A 15,340-nucleotide genomic window follows, 5' to 3' on the forward strand; every position below is an offset into this window, starting at 1 on the left:
CCGGGGTCAGTAACCCCGGCGAGGAGCGGGCGGCAGGGCCGCCGGGATGTGCTGCATCCCGGTCTGGTGCTGCCGCCCGCCGGCGTATCCGGACCCGGAGGCGGCGGCGTGGGCGTAGGAGGGCTGCGGGGCCGGTACGGGCGGGTACGAGGGCTGCCAGGGCTCGCTCTGCTGCCATGCGGAACCGTTCCAGCCGCTCCCGTACGGGCTGCCGGTGTAGGAGCCGCCGTACGGGACCATGGGGTACGAGGAGCCGTACGAGAACGCCGTGAAGCCGAGGTGCTCCTCGCCGCTGCGGTCACCCGGCAGCGCCCGGAAGGCGCGCAGGTACTCCGAGTAGAGCGTGTCGTAGATCGGGGTGTGCGAAGCGGCCGGGGGGACGTCCCGGTCCCGTGCGGGGCGCATCGGGGGGACGCTGCTCGGATAGGACGGGGCGCGGGAGGGGTCGTATGAATGCACGTAACAGCCAACGAACCCGGGGCCCTGCGGATGCGGGGTGACGGGACGGAAAACGCAGATCGCCGGGGGTGCGCGGGACGGACCGCGCACCCCCGGCGCATACCGCCCGGCCCCGGCGGACGGGGTGGGCGGTGGTACCGGGACGGGGAGGGAAGGGCGGGTCAGGCGCCCGGAGCTCCGGCGAGCGGCATCGCGGCGGCGACCAGCTTGCCGTTGCTCGCGGCCTTGTCCAGGGCGTCGCGGAGCAGGTCCTCGCGGGGCTGCTGGCCGATGGAGCCGACCGGGGCGGCGTAGATGAGCACGCGCTGGGTCTTGTTGACGGCGGCCCGCCAGCCGTCGGTGACGCTCAGGGCCTGGTGCGCCTGCCACCACGCCACCTGCGGGCCGCCCTCGGCGCCGGGCTGGAGCACGGCGTGCAGCTGGCCGCCGGCCAGGAGCACGGACCAGCCCGGGAGCACGGAGGGGACCTCGTTGGTGTCCGTGACGGGGATGAAGCCCTGCTCGATGAGGAGCGGCAGGAAGTCGTCGCCGGGGCCGGTGGTGCCGGGACGGGCGATCGGCGCGGTCGGCTCGACGACCAGGGCCGGGTGCAGCTCGCCGCGGATCAGGACCAGGCCGCTGGTGATCCCGAGGACGGCCTGGCCGCCGGGGACGGCCTGCGGGGCGTCGGGGCCGGAGCCGGCGGCCTCCGGGGCGGGGCTGTCGCCGGTGATGCTGCGGACGGCGCCCTGGAGCTGCTCCTCGGAGACCGTGACCACCTGGGAGGGGATGCAGCCGGCGTGGGCGAAGGCCAGCACCGCGGTCTCCTCGCCGACGAACAGCACCGTGCTCGTGGGGTCGGTCTCGGGGTCGCCGGGGGTGCGGCAGGAGGTGCAGTCGTAACTGCGCGGGGCGTCGTCGCCGGTGAGCAGCCTGTCGGCTTCTTCGTCACCGATCTCGGCACGTACCTCAAGACTGACGTCGAGCATGCGCGGCACGGGGTGGCTCCTCATTCGTGCGGAGGCCGGGGGGTTCCCGGCTCGCCGGGCTCAACGGAGCAGCGGTCGCCGGGGTCACGCCGTTTGAGGGAACGGAATCGAACCGGCCACCCGAAGGAGTGAACCCGGCGAGCGGTGCTTCCATTTGGTGTCAAGTGTTGCTTGTTTGTGCCCAGTTGATGGTCGCCGCTGGCCGTTTCCGGGAGGGGGCGGCGGTCGGCCGTCCGGGTGGGGCGCGGGGGAGCGCCGCGTGGCGGGCCGGGCGCGGGCAGGGGGCTGCGTAGCGTGACCCGATGCCCGAACTCCGCCTCCGGCGTGCCGTGTCGGCTGCCGCCGCCGTGGCCGTGCTGGTTCTCGTACCCGTGCCGGCCTCCGCCGGTGCCGTCGTGCCGCCGCCCCCGGCGCCCGGTCCGCCGGGCGTCGCCGCCGGGCACGGGCCGGGGGACTGCGGGCCGGGCGGGCAGTGGCCGTGGGACTGCGTCGCCGACTGCGAGAGCGGCGGGCGGTGGGCGGTGAACAGCGGGAACGGCTTCTACGGGGGGCTGCAGTTCTGGCAGCCGACGTGGGAGGAGTACGGGGGCCTCGCCCACGCGGCGCGGGCGGACCTGGCGAGCCGGGAGCAGCAGATCCTGGTGGCCGAGGAACTGCTCGGCGCCCAGGGGTGGGGGGCGTGGCCGGTGTGCTCGAAGCGGTACGGGCTGGCGGGGCGGGCGCACGTGGTGCGGGGCGGGGAGACGCTGGAGGGGATCGCGTGCAAGAGGCGGGTGCGGGGCGGGTGGCGGGCCCTCTACGAGGCGAACCGGGGGGTGATCGGGGACCGGCCGGAGCGTCTGTCGGCGGGCCTCTTCCTGACCCTCCCGACGGACCCGACCCCGACGGACCGGCCGACCCCGACGAGCCCGCCGACCCCGGCAGGCCCGCCGACCCCGACCCCGGCGGGCCCGGCACCGGCCGGCCCGACCCCGACGGCCCCGACCCCGGCCGCACCGCCGCCCCCGCCGGGGCCCGCACCGGCCGGTGCCGGGCCGGCCGCGGCGCCGACGCGTCCCTCGCCGGCCACGGCGCCGGGCCGCGGGGTGCCTTCCCGGGGTCCGGCCGCGCCGGGGAGCTGAGGCCGGGCGGGGCGGTGCGGGCGGCCGCGCGGGGCCTTCCCCCGGCCCGCCCTCCCCCGGACCCCGCCGGCGCCGCACACCCGGTGGCCGTGACGGGGGAGACTGCGGGCATGCTCGATACCTCCGCACGGCTGCTGCGCCTGTTGTCCCTGCTGCAGGCCCACCGCGAATGGACCGGCCCCGATCTCGCCGAACGGCTCGGGGTCACGCCGCGCACCGTACGGCGGGACGTCGACCGGCTGCGGGGGCTCGGCTACCCCGTGAACGCCAGTCCGGGCACCGGCGGCGGGTACCAGCTCGGGGCGGGGGCCGAGCTGCCGCCGCTGCTGCTGGACGACGACGAGGCCGTCGCGGTGGCCGTCGGGCTGCGGACGGCCGCCGGGAACGGCGTCGAGGGGATCGGGGAGGCCTCCGTACGGGCCCTGGCCAAGCTGGAGCAGGTGCTGCCGGCCCGGCTGCGCGGACGGGTGTCGGCGCTGAACGAGTTCACCGTGCCCATGCTGCGCGGGCCCGCGCGGGACACCGTCGACCCGGCGGTGCTGACGGAACTGGCGGCGGTGTGCCGGGACTCCGAGCGGCTGCGCTTCGCCTACCGCGACCACGCGGGCGACGTCAGCCGCCGCACCGTGGAGCCCCACCGGCTGGTGTGCAGCGAGCGGCGCTGGTACCTCGTCGCCTGGGACCGCGACCGCGAGGACTGGCGCACCTTCCGCGCGGACCGGATCGAGCCCCGCCCCCCGCACGGCCCGCGCTTCGTCCCACGTCCGCCGCCCGCCGAGGACCTCGCCGCGTACGTCTCGCGGGGCGTGGCGCAGGGTGCCTACGCGGCCCGGGCCGTGGTGCGGCTGCGGATGCCGGCCGAGGAGGCTGCGCGGATCATCGGGCCCTCCGACGGGGCGCTGGAGCCGCTCGACGGGCAGGGCTGCCTGCTGCGCACCGGGGCGGTGAGCCTGGACGTCCTGGTCATTCACCTCATGCTGCTCGGGTGCGAGTTCGAGGTGGTGGAGCCGCCCGAGCTGACCGAACGGATCCGCAGTGCGCGCGACCTTCTCGGCCGTGCTCTGGAGCCCGGGGCGGAGTGAGAGCGGAGCCGGGGGAGCGCAAATGCCCGGACGGAATTGGACGGTTCTCCGGCGGAAATGCGAACGCGTTCCGGGGCTGCTCCGGACGGGGGACGCGGGGAATGCCGGACGGGCCGCAGGCTGTCGACAACCCGTGACACAAGTGTGACCCGGTACGGAGGAACCTCTGGGCGTCCGGCTGACGCGCCGTGCATATCAACGGCGACGGCGGGCCGGTTCGGTGAACCGGCCCGCCGTCGTGGTGGTGCGGGGTGGGGGTGTGCGTACCGTCCCCGCGGCGCTGCGGATCAGCCGGCCGGGCGGGCCGAGGCCCCCCGGGCGGGGGCCCGTTCCGTGTGCGCCGGGCGGCGGCTGCCGGCCGGGGTGAGCGGGGTCCGCTCGGAGCGGATGACGTGCTGGCGGGCGACCGGGTGGCCGGCGGGGCGCAGTGCCGGGGAGTGTCCGGCTGCCGCGCCGCCGGGCGCGGGGACCGGGGCGGCCGCGTCCTCGTCGGAGCGCTTGGGCTGCCACTTGCCGCCCGCGGAGAGCAGCGGGGTGAGCGCGGCGGCGACCGGCTCGGAGAGCCTGCCTTCCTCCAGGCGGCGGCGCCACAGCTCGCGCAGCTCGAAGACGTAGGCCTCGGTGCGGGCGATGAGCGGCTCGAACCAGGGCAGCGCCAGCATGATCAGCAGACCCGCGAGCCAGCCCAGCAGGACGTCGCTCACCCAGTGGGTGCCGAGGTAGACGGTCGTGGCCCCGACGCTCAGCGAGACGACGGCGGAGAACACGGACAGCACCCGCCGGGTGACGGTGGTGGAGGCCAGATAGGCCAGGATCCCCCAGGTCACGACGGCGTTGGCGGTGTGGCCGGAAGGAAATATATCGCCGCCCGCGAAGAGCTCGGCGGAGCCGATCTGGGTGGCGTAGTGCGGACCGAGCCGGCCGAGGCCGAGCTTCACGGAGCCGACGGTGATGTTGAGCAGCAGCAGCGCGACGCCGAGGGTGATCAGCGGGCGCAGGGTGTGCTGGCGCCAGGAGCGCCACCCGAGCCAGGCCGCGACCATGACGGCGGTGGGTCCGCGCTGGCCGAGTACGACGAGGTAGTCGAGGAAGGCGTGCAGCTGCGGCCACTGCTCGTAGGGCCGGAAGAACATGATCTGCCAGTCCAGCCGGACGAGCCAGGACGTCGTCAGCACCGCCACGACGATCGCGAGGTAGCACGCGAGCAGGGCGGCGAGGAGCACGACGCGGTGCCGGCTCATCCGCGGTGTTTGCAGATGAGCCGGTCGCTCTGGTTCCCGGTCCAGCCGGGCGAACACCGGCTCCAGACGGGTCAGCATTTGGTCGGTACGCACTCAATCGACGTTACCGCGCGACGACGGGCGGCCCGGTCGAATCGCGGGCTTTGTGATGACCATGTGATGTGGAGTGCGTCTCACGCAGAACTTAATTGCCGCTATTCCGGCGCTTGTTGTAACTCCGCCGATTCAACTCCGGGACTGCTGCCCCGGTAATTATCCGCATACGGGCCTCGGATTTATTGCGTTCATTCAATTCCTTTACGCAATCATGGATTGGAATGATCCATTCCGTGATCACGGAGGACCCGAACCGTTCAGCCAGAACGCCCCGTACACGGCCGACGCCAGGGCCGCCGTCCCCAGCACCGCCACCGCCCTGCCGGTCCGCCACCGGGCCAGCGCCACCGCCACGGGCAGCAGCAGCGGGAACGCCGGCAGCAGCAGCCGCGGCTTGGACCCGAAGTACCCGGAGGCGCACAGGGCGAGGGCCACCACGACCCCGGCGTACACGAGCAGCGCGGCGGGCTGCCGCTGCCGCACGCACAGCCGGTACAGCCACAGCACCAGCAGCACCCCGGCGATCAGCCCGAGCCCGGCCGCGAAGGCGGAGGACGCCAGACGTGCCCCGACGAAGCGGGCGAAGGCCCAGCCCCCGTCGAAGCCGTTGCCCCAGCCCGCCTGTACGTCCAGGTACCCCAGCAGCCCGCCGCCGGTCCGCCGCCCCACCCACAGCACGTACGCGGCCGCGCCCAGCGGAGCCAGCGAGACCCCGGCCGCCGTCCGCCACGAACGCTCCCCGCGCCGCCACGCCAGGGCCGCGGCCACCCACACCGCCGCGACCACGGCCGCCCCGACCGGCCGGGTCAGCCCCGCGCCCGCCGCGAGCAGGCCCGCCGTGATCCAGCGCCCGCGCAGGACCGCGTACAGGGCCCAGGCCGCCAGGGCGGTGAACAGCGACTCGCTGTACGCCATGGACTGCACGATCCCGACCGGCAGCGCCGCCCACAGCGCCGCCGCCAGCACCCCGGCGCGGCGCCCGTACAGCAGGTCCGCGACGGCGAAGATCCCCCACGCGGCGGCGAGCCCCGCCACCGCCGAGACCACCAGGCCCGCGGAACCGTACGAGAGCCCGGTGGGCGCCGCCAGCAGCCGCTCCAGCCACGGCAGCAACGGGAAGAAGGCCAGGCTGGAATGGACGGCCCCGTTCGGCAGGACCACCTCGTACCCGTACCCGCCGCCCGCGACGCGGGCGTACCAGAGCGAGTCCCAGCGGGCCGACAGCAGCGTGTGCGGGCTGCTGCCCGCCACCGCGCCCCACACGCCGAGCACGCCCAGGCCGAGCAGCCGGACCGCCGCGAAGGCGGCGAGCGCGGGCGCGGCCCGGCGGGGTCCGGGTTCCTTCACGGGCACCTCGTGGGTGGGGTCGGTTCTCACGCAGACGAGTATCGACGCCCCGGCCGCGGGCCCCGAACGAGAACCACGTGCCGTGGCCGGGCGTGTACGGGGGAGTGAGGACACAGCGGGGCGAGTGGCGCACACCACACCGGGGCCGTCGTCGCGATGAGAGCTTGACCACGTGTCGGACACGCGAACTCGCGTACGCTGACCCTTCACTCGCGAGTCGATGCCGGACCCCGTTGGACGCCGCCCAGCGCACCACGCGCGGCGCCACAGCGACGCTGGTCCGCCGAGTGCGAGGGATCACCTGGGAGGTACACGCATGTCGGGGACGCACACGACCGGCGACGGGAACCCTTCCCTCCGGCAGCGGGTCCGCGCCGCCTCCGGCGGCGCCAACCGCTGGGTCGTCCTGGCCGTCCTGTGCGTCAGCCTCGTGCTCGTCGCGCTCGACGCGACGATCCTGCACGTGGCCGTCCCCTCCGTCACCGAGGACCTGCGCCCCGGCGCCGTGGAACTCCTGTGGATCGTCGACGCCTACCCGCTGGTCTGCGCCTCGCTGCTGATCCTCTTCGGCACCCTCGGAGACCGGGTCGGCCGCCGCCGGATCCTGCTCCTCGGCTACGGCCTCTTCGGCGTGGCCTCCGCCATCGCCGCCCTCGCCGACGACGCCCAGGTCCTGATCGCCGCGCGGGCCCTGCTCGGCATCGGCGGAGCGATGATCATGCCCGCCACCCTGTCGATCCTGCGTCAGGTCTTCCCCGACCGGCGCGAACGGGCGCTCGCCATCGGCATCTGGACCGCCGTCGCCGCGATCGGCGCGGCCAGCGGCCCCGTCCTCGGCGGCTTCCTCGTCCAGCACTACTGGTGGGGTTCCGTCTTCCTCATCAACATCCCGCTGATGGCCCTGATCCTGCCGCTCGGCCGCTGGCTGCTGCCCGAATCCCGGGGCTCGGCGGACGGCCCCTGGGACGTGCTGGGCGCGCTCATGGCCGCGGGCGGGGTCCTCGGCGTGGTCCTCGGGGTCAAGCGGCTCGGCGCCGAACGGCACCTCCTGGACCCCGGGGCACTGGTGCCCCTGGCGCTCGGCGCGGCCCTGCTGATCCTCTTCGTACGCCGCCAGAGGCGCCGCGAGCACCCGCTGATCGACATCCGGATGTTCTCCCGCGCCGCGTTCTCCACCTCCGTCGGCTGCATCGTGCTCGCCATGCTGGCACTGGTCGGTCTGGAGCTGATCGCCGTCCAGTACCTCCAGCTGGTACTGCGCCTGAGCCCGCTGGAGACCGGCCTGCGGCTGCTGCCGCTCACCTTCGCCGCCATGGCCGCCGGCGCCACCGGTTCGTACACCCTCCAGCGGGTCGGCCCGCGCAGGATGGTCTCGCTCGGCTTCGTCCTGACCGCCGCCGCCGTGCTGCTGCTGACGCTGATGGGCCAGCAGGACCGGCCCGTGCTGCTCACCGTCGGGTTCGTCCTGCTCGGCTTCGGCCTGCAGACGACCCTGTTCGCGGCCTACGAGTCCATGCTCAGCGAGGCCCCGGCGGACTCCGCCGGCGGCGCGGCCTCCATAGGCGAGACCTCGTACCAGCTCGGCGCGGGCATGGGCATCGCCCTGCTCGGCAGCGTGATGAACGCCGCCTACGCGCCCGGCCTGACCGGCCTCCCCGGCGTCCCGGCCGAAGCGGCGCGCGACGCCGCGCACTCGCTCGGCGAGGCCTACCAGGTCGCCGCCCACCTCGGCGGCGCGGCCGGGGACTCCCTGCACGCCGCCGCCCGGCAGGCCTTCGTGCACGGGCTGCACGTCACGCTCCTGGTCAGCGCGGGCCTGCTGCTCGCGGGCGCCGTGATGGCGCTGAAACTGCCCCGCACCATGGACGGCGCCGAGCCGGCCGAGTGCGGCGACCCGGCCGCCGACGCCCTGCCCGCGGGGGCCGTACGCCTCCCCGCGCAGGGCGACGGCGCCGCGCGGATCCCCGGGCCCGGCGGGCCGGAACACGACAGCGCCGTCGGCGGGCGGCCCGGCCGCTCGGCCTGACCCCGAGCCGGCCCGGCCCGGCCGCGGCGCGGCGGAAATCCGGGGGTGGACCAGGGGCGGGAGCGACGACAAACTTGCACCGCTAGGTTTCGCCCCACGTGCCTGCCGGGAGGCCCCTCTTGTCCGCGTCGAAGACCCCCTTCGTCCCCACCGACCCGCTCGGGCTGGACGAGCTGCTCAGCCCCGAGGACCTCGCCGTCCGCGACACGGTCCGCACCTGGGCCGCCGACCGGGTCCTGCCGCACATCGCCCAGTGGTACGAGGACGGGGAGCTCCCCGGCATCCGCGAGCTGGCCCGCGAACTCGGCTCCATCGGCGCCCTGGGCATGTCCCTGACCGGCTACGGCTGCGCGGGCGCGAGCGCCGTCCAGTACGGACTGGCCTGCCTGGAGCTGGAGGCCGCCGACTCGGGGATCCGCTCGCTGGTCTCCGTACAGGGCTCGCTGGCCATGTACGCGATCTGGAAGTACGGCTCCGAGGAGCAGAAGGAGCGCTGGCTGCCGGGCATGGCGGCGGGCGAGCTGATCGGCTGCTTCGGCCTGACCGAGCCCGACGTGGGCTCCGACCCTGCCGCGATGCGCACGTACGCCAAGCGCGACGGCGGCGACTGGGTGCTCAACGGGCGCAAGATGTGGATCACCAACGGCTCGGTGGCCTCCGTCGCCGTGGTCTGGGCGCAGACGGACGAGGGGATCCGCGGCTTCGCCGTCCCCACCGACGCGGCGGGCTTCTCGGCGCCGGAGATCAAGCACAAGTGGTCGCTGCGCGCCTCGGTGACGAGCGAGCTGGTGATGGACGACGTACGGCTGCCGGCGGACGCGGTGCTGCCGGGCGTCACCGGGCTCAAGGGACCGCTGGGCTGCCTCAGCCACGCGCGGTACGGGATCGTCTGGGGCTCCATGGGCGCGGCGCGCTCCGCCTTCGAGACGGCGCTCGACTACGCGAGGACGCGGGAGCAGTTCGGCAGGCCGATCGGCGGCTTCCAGCTCACCCAGGCCAAACTCGCCGACATGGCGCTCGAACTCCACAAGGGCATCCTGCTCGCCCACCACCTGGGCCGGCGGATGGACGCGGGCACCCTGCGGCCGGAGCAGATCAGCTTCGGCAAGCTCAACAACGTCCGCGAGGCCATCGACATCTGCCGTACCGCGCGGACGATCCTCGGGGCCAACGGGATCTCCCTGGAGTACCCCGTCATGCGACACGCCACCAACCTCGAATCGGTCCTCACCTACGAGGGCACCGTCGAGATGCACCAGCTGGTCCTGGGCAAGGCGCTCACCGGGCTCGATGCCTTCCGGTGAGGGTCCCCCAGCCGGCGCCGGGTGGCGCCCCCGGCCTCAGCTCTGGTTGAAGAAGTCGCGGGTGCGCCCGCCCGCCTCACCGCTGACGATCTGGGTGTCGGCCGGGGTCAGGAGGAAGACCCTGGTCGCCACCCGCTCGATCGAGCCGCGCAGGCCGAAGGTCAGACCGGCCGCGAAGTCGACCACGCGCTTGGCGTCGCCCGGGTCCATCGAGGAGAGGTTCACGATCACCGGGACGCCCTCGCGGAACAGCTCGCCGATGCCGCGCGCGTCCCGGAAGCCGTCGGGGGTCACGGTCGCGATCCGCCGGCCCTGCTCGACCGCGGAGTCCGAGGCCACCTTCACGCGCGGGTCGGTGACCCACTGGTCGCCGGGTCCCGAAACGGAACCCTGCTGGCGCTCCACCGCCTCCGCGTAGTCGTCGTCGTAGTACCGCTCGTCGTCGCTGTCCTCCACGAGACCCAACCAGGCACTCGCCTTGCGTACCGAACCCATGGACGCCTCCTTTCACCGTGGCCAGTCTGTCTTCTTCCCCGCTGCCCCTATGGTCGTCCATGATGCTGACAACGCGCCAAGTGGATAGCCGCCGCGCAGGGGTTTCGTGACGCGACTGGTGCAGAACATCCGTTGCACGGTCAAGGTTCCCGGTGGCTACCGCTGCTGACTGAGTGAAAATACGACCACTGCCGCCGGCCGGGTGAGCCACTGGGACGGACGAGTGAACGACCAGGCTCGATACGATGCCCCCGAAACACGCGTATGACACACGGGGGAACCGAATTTGTTCGGCATTGTCAGACCTTGCACACACCGGCTCGGTGAGCGGTTCAAATCGGAGTGGATGGCTCATCTGTGCGGTCTCTGCCTGGCACTTCGCGGTGACCACGGGCAGTTCGCCAGGATCGTCACGAACTACGACGGCCTGCTGGTCTCCGTTCTGACGGAGGCTCAGTCCGGACCGCTGCCCGGCGCCCGGCGCACCGCCGGCCCCTGCCCGCTGCGCGGCATGCGCACCGCCCCCGTGGCCAACGGCGAGGGCGCGCGACTGGCCGCCGCCGTCTCCCTCGTGCTGGCCTCCGCGAAGGTACGGGACCACGTGGCCGACCGGGACGGGCTGTTGGCGCGGGCTCCGATAGCCGCCGCGGCGCGCACGGTGGCCCGCGGCTGGGACCGGGCGGGCGCCCGCACCGGGGCCTCGCTCGGCTTCGACACCGCCGTGCTCGTCGACGCCGTGGACCGGCAGGGCGGCATCGAGACCCTGGCCGGGCCGGGCACCTCCGTCCTCGTGGTCACCGAGCCCACGGAGACCGCCACCGCCGCCGCCTTCGCGCATACCGCGGTCCTGGCGGGGCGGCCGGGCAACGCCGCACCCCTGGCCGAGGCGGGCCGGTACTTCGGCCGGCTCGCGCACCTGCTGGACGCCGTCGAGGACCAGGCCGCCGACGCCGCCTCGGGCGCCTGGAACCCGCTCACCGCCACCGGAACCACCCTCGCCGAGGCCCGCCGCCTGTGCGACGACGCCCTGCACGGGATCCGGCTGGCGCTGCGCGAGACGGAGTTCGCCGACGCGGGGCTGGCCCACCGGCTGCTGGTGCACGAGCTGCGCACCTCGGTGGACCGGGCCTTCGGCACCGGCAGCTGCGCCCACACCGCCACCGACTCCGTCGGGCAGGGCCACGGCGCCCCGCCGCAGGGCTACGGACCGGACGCCGGACAGGCGTACGGGGCCCCGTACGGCGGCCCCGGCGCCGGCCCGTACGGGAACGGCAATGCCAACCCCTACGCCCCCGGTGGCCCCGGAGCCCCGCCGATGGGCCCCGGCGGCCCCGGCTGGGGCGGCGGCGGTGGCGGCGGCTTCGGCGGTCCGCCGCCGCCCCCGCAGAAGCCGCGCCGCGGGCTGCTGGCCGGCTGCGCCGTGTCCATCGGGCTCTTCTGCACCTGCCAGCTGTGCTGCACCGAGCACGACGGCCCCTGGTCCCGGCGCAAGCGGGACGCCTGGTGCGACGCGTGCCCGGACTGCAGCGGGTGCGACGGGTGCAGTGGCTGCTGCGACTGCTGCAGCTGCTGCGAGGACGGCGGCTGCTGCGACGGCTGCGGCTGCGACGGGTGCGACTGCGGCTGTAGCTGAGCCACCGTCAGGGTCCGCGCGCGTACGGCCCACAGGACCGGACGGGGTACCGGGGGATTCCCGCGCGGGCCCGCGTGGAAGGGTAGTCCGGCATGGATGACGAACGGGACACCAACGCCTGGCGGGAGTGGCACGAGCATCGCGTGGCCACCGTCTCCGCCCCTTACGGACCCCTCGCGCTGACCGGTACCCACTGGCTCGGCGACTACCCGGAAGGTCGAATTCCGGCCGTTCCGGGGCAGTGGCGCGCCACCGCCTCCGGGGTCGCGCTGAGCGCCGCCCCCGAGGACGGCCTCGAACTCGACGGCCGCCCCTTCGCCGGGGAGGCCGCCCTCGACGCCGACGAGGGGCCGCCCGCGCGGGCCCGGCTCGCCTCCGGGCGGCGCCGGTTCGCGGTGATCCTGCGCGAGGGGGAGTGGGCGGTCCGCGTCTTCGACCCCGACTCCCCGGCCCGCCGCGCCTTCCGGGGCGTCGAGGCCACCGCGTACGACCCGGCGTACGCGCTGCCGGGCCGCTTCCGCCCGTACCCCGAGCGGCGTGCCGTCCAGGTGGAGAACGTCGACGGGCGCTCCCGCGAGCTCGGCCTCGGGGGCGAGCTGCTCTTCGACCACGCGGGGCGGGAGCACGCCCTCCAGGTCGCGGTCGACGAGGGGGACGGCAGCCTGTGGGCCGTCTTCGCCGATGCCACCTCGGGCCGCTCCAGCTACCGCTTCCGCTTCCTGCGGCCCGGGATCCCGGGCCCGGACGGCGCCGTCACCGTGGACCTCAACCGGGCCCTGCTCCCGCCCTGCGCCTTCGCCGACCACTTCGTCTGCCCCTTCCCGCCACCCGGGAACACGCTGCCCTTCGAGGTCGCCGCGGGGGAGCGGAGGCTGAAAGGAGCCCTTGCCGCCGGTGACTGACGACAGGACACTCCCGTCAGCGTCATCCGGCGGACTTGTCAGGGGCACGGCGAAAGCGTGCGGGGCCACCCGTACGTCCGCCCCCGCCCCCCACCGCCGCTCACGGGCTCCGGCGCCCCCCACCTCTGCCGGGCCCCCGACCCCCTTCCGGGAGGACGTGAAGTGAGGAACAAGAAGATGAGCCGCATCCGCCTGCTCGCCGTCGCCGCCGGCCTGGCCGCCGTCGCCGGACTCGCCACGCCCGCCGTCGCCGGCGCGCACCCCGCCGACGAAGGCTTCAGCTCCGCCCGCCTCGCCGCCGCCGGGGCCTCGGTCCTGCGCGCCGACGTCGCGGGCACCGCCTGGCACACCGACCCCGCCACCGGAACCCTCGTGGTCACCGCCGATTCCACGGTCACCGAAGCCGACCTGGCCAGAATCCGCCACGAGGCCGGACCCGACGCCGGTGCCCTGCGCATCGAGCGCACCCCGGGCAAGCTGCGCAAGCTGATCTCCGGCGGCGACGCCATCTACACCAACAGCTGGCGCTGTTCGCTCGGCTTCAACGTGCGCAGCGGCGCCGACTACTACGTCCTCACCGCCGGACACTGCACCGAGGGCGCCGGCACCTGGTGGACCAGTTCCTCCCACACCACCACCATCGGATCCACCGTCGGCTCCAGCTTCCCCACCAATGACTACGGCCTCATCAAGTACGCCAGCAACTCCCCGGTCCCGCCCGGCACCGTCGGCAGCCAGGACATCACCAGCGCCGTCGACGCCACCAACGGCATGTCCGTCACCCGCCGCGGCTCCACCACCGGCGTCCACGGCGGCACCGTGACCGGCCTCAACGCCACCGTCAACTACGGAGGCGGCGACATCGTCTACGGAATGATCAGGACCAACGTCTGCGCCGAACCCGGCGACAGCGGCGGCCCGCTCTACTCCGGCAGCCGGGCGGTCGGCCTCACCTCCGGCGGCAGCGGCAACTGCACCTCGGGCGGAACCACCTTCTTCCAGCCCGTCGTCGAAGCGCTGAACGCCTACGGCGTCAGCGTCTACTGACCCGCGGGATCCCCCCCCGGTCCACGCGGTGCGGCCGGCCCACGCGCCCCGGTCGGCCCCCTGGACGTCCTCCCTCCTTCTGGGAGGATGTCCAGGAATCCGGTCCACGGGGAGGCAGGTCTCCGCATGCAGGTTCCCTCATGAAGCGCATCGGCGTGACCGGACACCGGTCGATCCCCGACGAGCTGCTGGGCCACGTCCGCGAGGCCCTGCGCACCGTGCTCGGCGGCCACCAGGGCCCGTTGGAGGCCCTCTCCAGCCTCGCCGACGGCGCCGACCAGCTCTTCGCCGACATCGCCCTCGAATGCGGAGCCGACCTCACCGTCGTGATCCCCAGCGGGGACTACGAGGACACCTTCGAGGACCCGGACGCCCTCGCCGGCTACCGCCGGCTCAAGCACCGCGCCACCCAGGAGGTCCGCATGGCCTTCGCCCGCTCCACCGACGAGGCCTACTACGCGGCGGGCGCCTACATCGCCGACTCCTGCGACCGGCTCGTCGCCGTCTGGGACGGCCTCCCCGCACGCGGGCACGGCGGCACCGCCGAGATCGTCTCCTACGCCCGGGCCCTCGGAAAACCCGTCACCGTCATCTGGCGCGCCGGCGTGACCCGGGACTGAGCCACGCCCCGCCCGCCCCTCAACTGCTGTGCCGGGCCAGCCAGTCCGTGTGCTGCGGAGAGACGTACCGCTCCGTCTCGTACACCGAGGACGGCCACTGCGCCTCCGTGATCGTCGTCTGCATCACGACCATCATCGCCGCCAGGTCCTGCTCGATCAGCGTGTGCGCCTCGATCAGCGGATGGTGGCGCCGCACCTCGTTCCAGGCGATCGCCGCCGCCGCGGCCGCGCTCAGCAGCCCCGCCGGCACCGGACCCGAGCCCGTACCGAACGCCCCGACCAGCGCGAACAGCAGGGCCAGACAGGTCAGCAGCACGATCGTCCACGACCACAGCGCCGTAGCCCGCCGCGATCCCTCCGTCTTGCGCCGGTACCAGTTGCGCTGCTCGATCAGCCGGTCCCGCACGTACGTCTCCCGGCGCACCGCGTACTCCAGCCCGCGCAGCCGGTTCATCGCCCCGGTGACCTCCCCGCCCTCCGGCACCAGGCCGGCCGTCCGCGGATCCTCCCAGCCCATCTTGCGGAGCTCGTCCAGCCCCTTCTCCAGCCGCGCCCGGTACAGCCCCTCCGCCCCGGCCACCTCGCTGCCGAAGGGCGCCCCGTGCACGGCGTAGCGCCACGCCAGGGACTTGATGAACTCCGCCGCGCTGCGGTTGAGCTGCCACTGCGGACGGGCCCGCCGCCGGGTCGCCCGTACGCCCACGGCCAGCACCCCCGCGTACGCCAGCGCGCTGATCGCCCCGAACACGTGCAGCGAGCCCACGGCGGGCCCGGACGGCAGGGCGGCGGCCCCGGCGGCCGCGACCAGCAGCAGCAGTTGCGCGCGGGTCGCCTGGGTGGACTCCCGCTGCCGGGAGACCGCCGCCTGGTCGGTGTGGTGGAAGAGGGCCGGCAGGTCCTCGTTGCGAAAGGTCATGCTGTCGGTCACAGCGCCCCCCTGATGTCGGCTGGCGGGCGGCCGGGACCCCGCGTCCGCGGGGCCCCCGCCGCCCTCCGTCG

Annotated in this window: 13 protein-coding genes and 1 pseudogene; 8 read left to right on the plus strand and 6 right to left on the minus strand. The window is 74.4% G+C overall.

The window, feature by feature from the left end; all coding sequences use genetic code 11:
- Nucleotides 1–6: 6 nt before the first annotated feature.
- Together ABZW32_RS12555 and ABZW32_RS12560 are read right to left on the minus strand one after the other, a co-directional pair.
- Nucleotides 7–405: a hypothetical protein gene (locus tag ABZW32_RS12555; protein ID WP_356214661.1), complete on the minus strand. Its 399-nt coding sequence runs from the start codon at nucleotides 403–405 to the stop codon at nucleotides 7–9.
- A gap of 215 nt (nucleotides 406–620) precedes the next feature.
- On the minus strand, nucleotides 621–1,436 hold the full coding sequence (locus ABZW32_RS12560; RefSeq protein ID WP_356214663.1) for a hypothetical protein: 816 nt from the start codon (nucleotides 1,434–1,436) through the stop codon (nucleotides 621–623).
- Nucleotides 1,437–1,729: 293 nt separating this feature from the next.
- Between ABZW32_RS12560 and ABZW32_RS12565 the strand changes: the two are divergent.
- Nucleotides 1,730–2,293 (plus strand): annotated as a pseudogene (locus ABZW32_RS12565) (transglycosylase family protein); the annotation flags it as partial.
- 365 nt (nucleotides 2,294–2,658) lie between these two features.
- Nucleotides 2,659–3,630: a YafY family protein gene (locus tag ABZW32_RS12570; RefSeq protein ID WP_356214665.1), complete on the plus strand. Its 972-nt coding sequence runs from the start codon at nucleotides 2,659–2,661 to the stop codon at nucleotides 3,628–3,630.
- A gap of 287 nt (nucleotides 3,631–3,917) precedes the next feature.
- Here ABZW32_RS12570 and ABZW32_RS12575 read toward each other — a convergent pair whose 3' ends face one another.
- Complete coding sequence (locus tag ABZW32_RS12575; RefSeq protein WP_356214667.1) at nucleotides 3,918–4,964, minus strand: phosphatase PAP2 family protein; 1,047 nt, start codon at nucleotides 4,962–4,964, stop codon at nucleotides 3,918–3,920.
- Between the two features lie 240 nt (nucleotides 4,965–5,204).
- Nucleotides 5,205–6,344: a glycosyltransferase family 39 protein gene (locus tag ABZW32_RS12580; RefSeq protein WP_356214669.1), complete on the minus strand. Its 1,140-nt coding sequence runs from the start codon at nucleotides 6,342–6,344 to the stop codon at nucleotides 5,205–5,207.
- 286 nt (nucleotides 6,345–6,630) lie between these two features.
- Between ABZW32_RS12580 and ABZW32_RS12585 the strand changes: the two genes are divergently transcribed.
- Nucleotides 6,631–8,340, plus strand: a complete 1,710-nt coding sequence (locus tag ABZW32_RS12585) for an MFS transporter (protein ID WP_356214671.1) — start codon at nucleotides 6,631–6,633, stop codon at nucleotides 8,338–8,340.
- A 119-nt stretch (nucleotides 8,341–8,459) separates the two neighbouring features.
- On the plus strand, nucleotides 8,460–9,644 hold the full coding sequence (locus ABZW32_RS12590) for an acyl-CoA dehydrogenase family protein (RefSeq protein ID WP_356214673.1): 1,185 nt from the start codon (nucleotides 8,460–8,462) through the stop codon (nucleotides 9,642–9,644).
- 36 nt (nucleotides 9,645–9,680) lie between these two features.
- Here the strand turns inward: ABZW32_RS12590 and sepF are convergent, their stop codons facing one another.
- Nucleotides 9,681–10,139 (minus strand): cell division protein SepF, encoded by a 459-nt coding sequence (sepF, locus tag ABZW32_RS12595; RefSeq protein WP_280918095.1) that lies wholly within the window; start codon nucleotides 10,137–10,139, stop codon nucleotides 9,681–9,683.
- Between the two features lie 286 nt (nucleotides 10,140–10,425).
- Between sepF and ABZW32_RS12600 the strand changes: the two genes are divergently transcribed.
- From ABZW32_RS12600 to ABZW32_RS12615, 4 genes are all read left to right on the plus strand, one after another.
- Nucleotides 10,426–11,772, plus strand: a complete 1,347-nt coding sequence (locus ABZW32_RS12600) for a DUF5685 family protein (RefSeq protein ID WP_356214676.1) — start codon at nucleotides 10,426–10,428, stop codon at nucleotides 11,770–11,772.
- A gap of 92 nt (nucleotides 11,773–11,864) precedes the next feature.
- Nucleotides 11,865–12,674: a DUF1684 domain-containing protein gene (locus ABZW32_RS12605; protein ID WP_356214678.1), complete on the plus strand. Its 810-nt coding sequence runs from the start codon at nucleotides 11,865–11,867 to the stop codon at nucleotides 12,672–12,674.
- A 177-nt stretch (nucleotides 12,675–12,851) separates the two neighbouring features.
- Nucleotides 12,852–13,721: a S1 family peptidase gene (locus ABZW32_RS12610; RefSeq protein ID WP_356214680.1), complete on the plus strand. Its 870-nt coding sequence runs from the start codon at nucleotides 12,852–12,854 to the stop codon at nucleotides 13,719–13,721.
- Between the two features lie 140 nt (nucleotides 13,722–13,861).
- On the plus strand, nucleotides 13,862–14,341 hold the full coding sequence (locus ABZW32_RS12615) for a hypothetical protein (protein WP_356214681.1): 480 nt from the start codon (nucleotides 13,862–13,864) through the stop codon (nucleotides 14,339–14,341).
- A 19-nt stretch (nucleotides 14,342–14,360) separates the two neighbouring features.
- Here the strand turns inward: ABZW32_RS12615 and ABZW32_RS12620 are convergent, their stop codons facing one another.
- Nucleotides 14,361–15,257 carry a DUF4231 domain-containing protein gene (locus ABZW32_RS12620; protein WP_356214778.1) on the minus strand — a complete coding sequence of 299 codons (897 nt, stop codon included), beginning with the start codon at nucleotides 15,255–15,257 and terminating at the stop codon, nucleotides 14,361–14,363.
- Between the last annotated feature and the right edge of the window lie 83 nt (nucleotides 15,258–15,340).

The sequence above is a fragment of the Streptomyces sp. NPDC004667 genome, assembly GCF_040609475.1.
Lineage (GTDB): Bacteria > Actinomycetota > Actinomycetes > Streptomycetales > Streptomycetaceae > Streptomyces.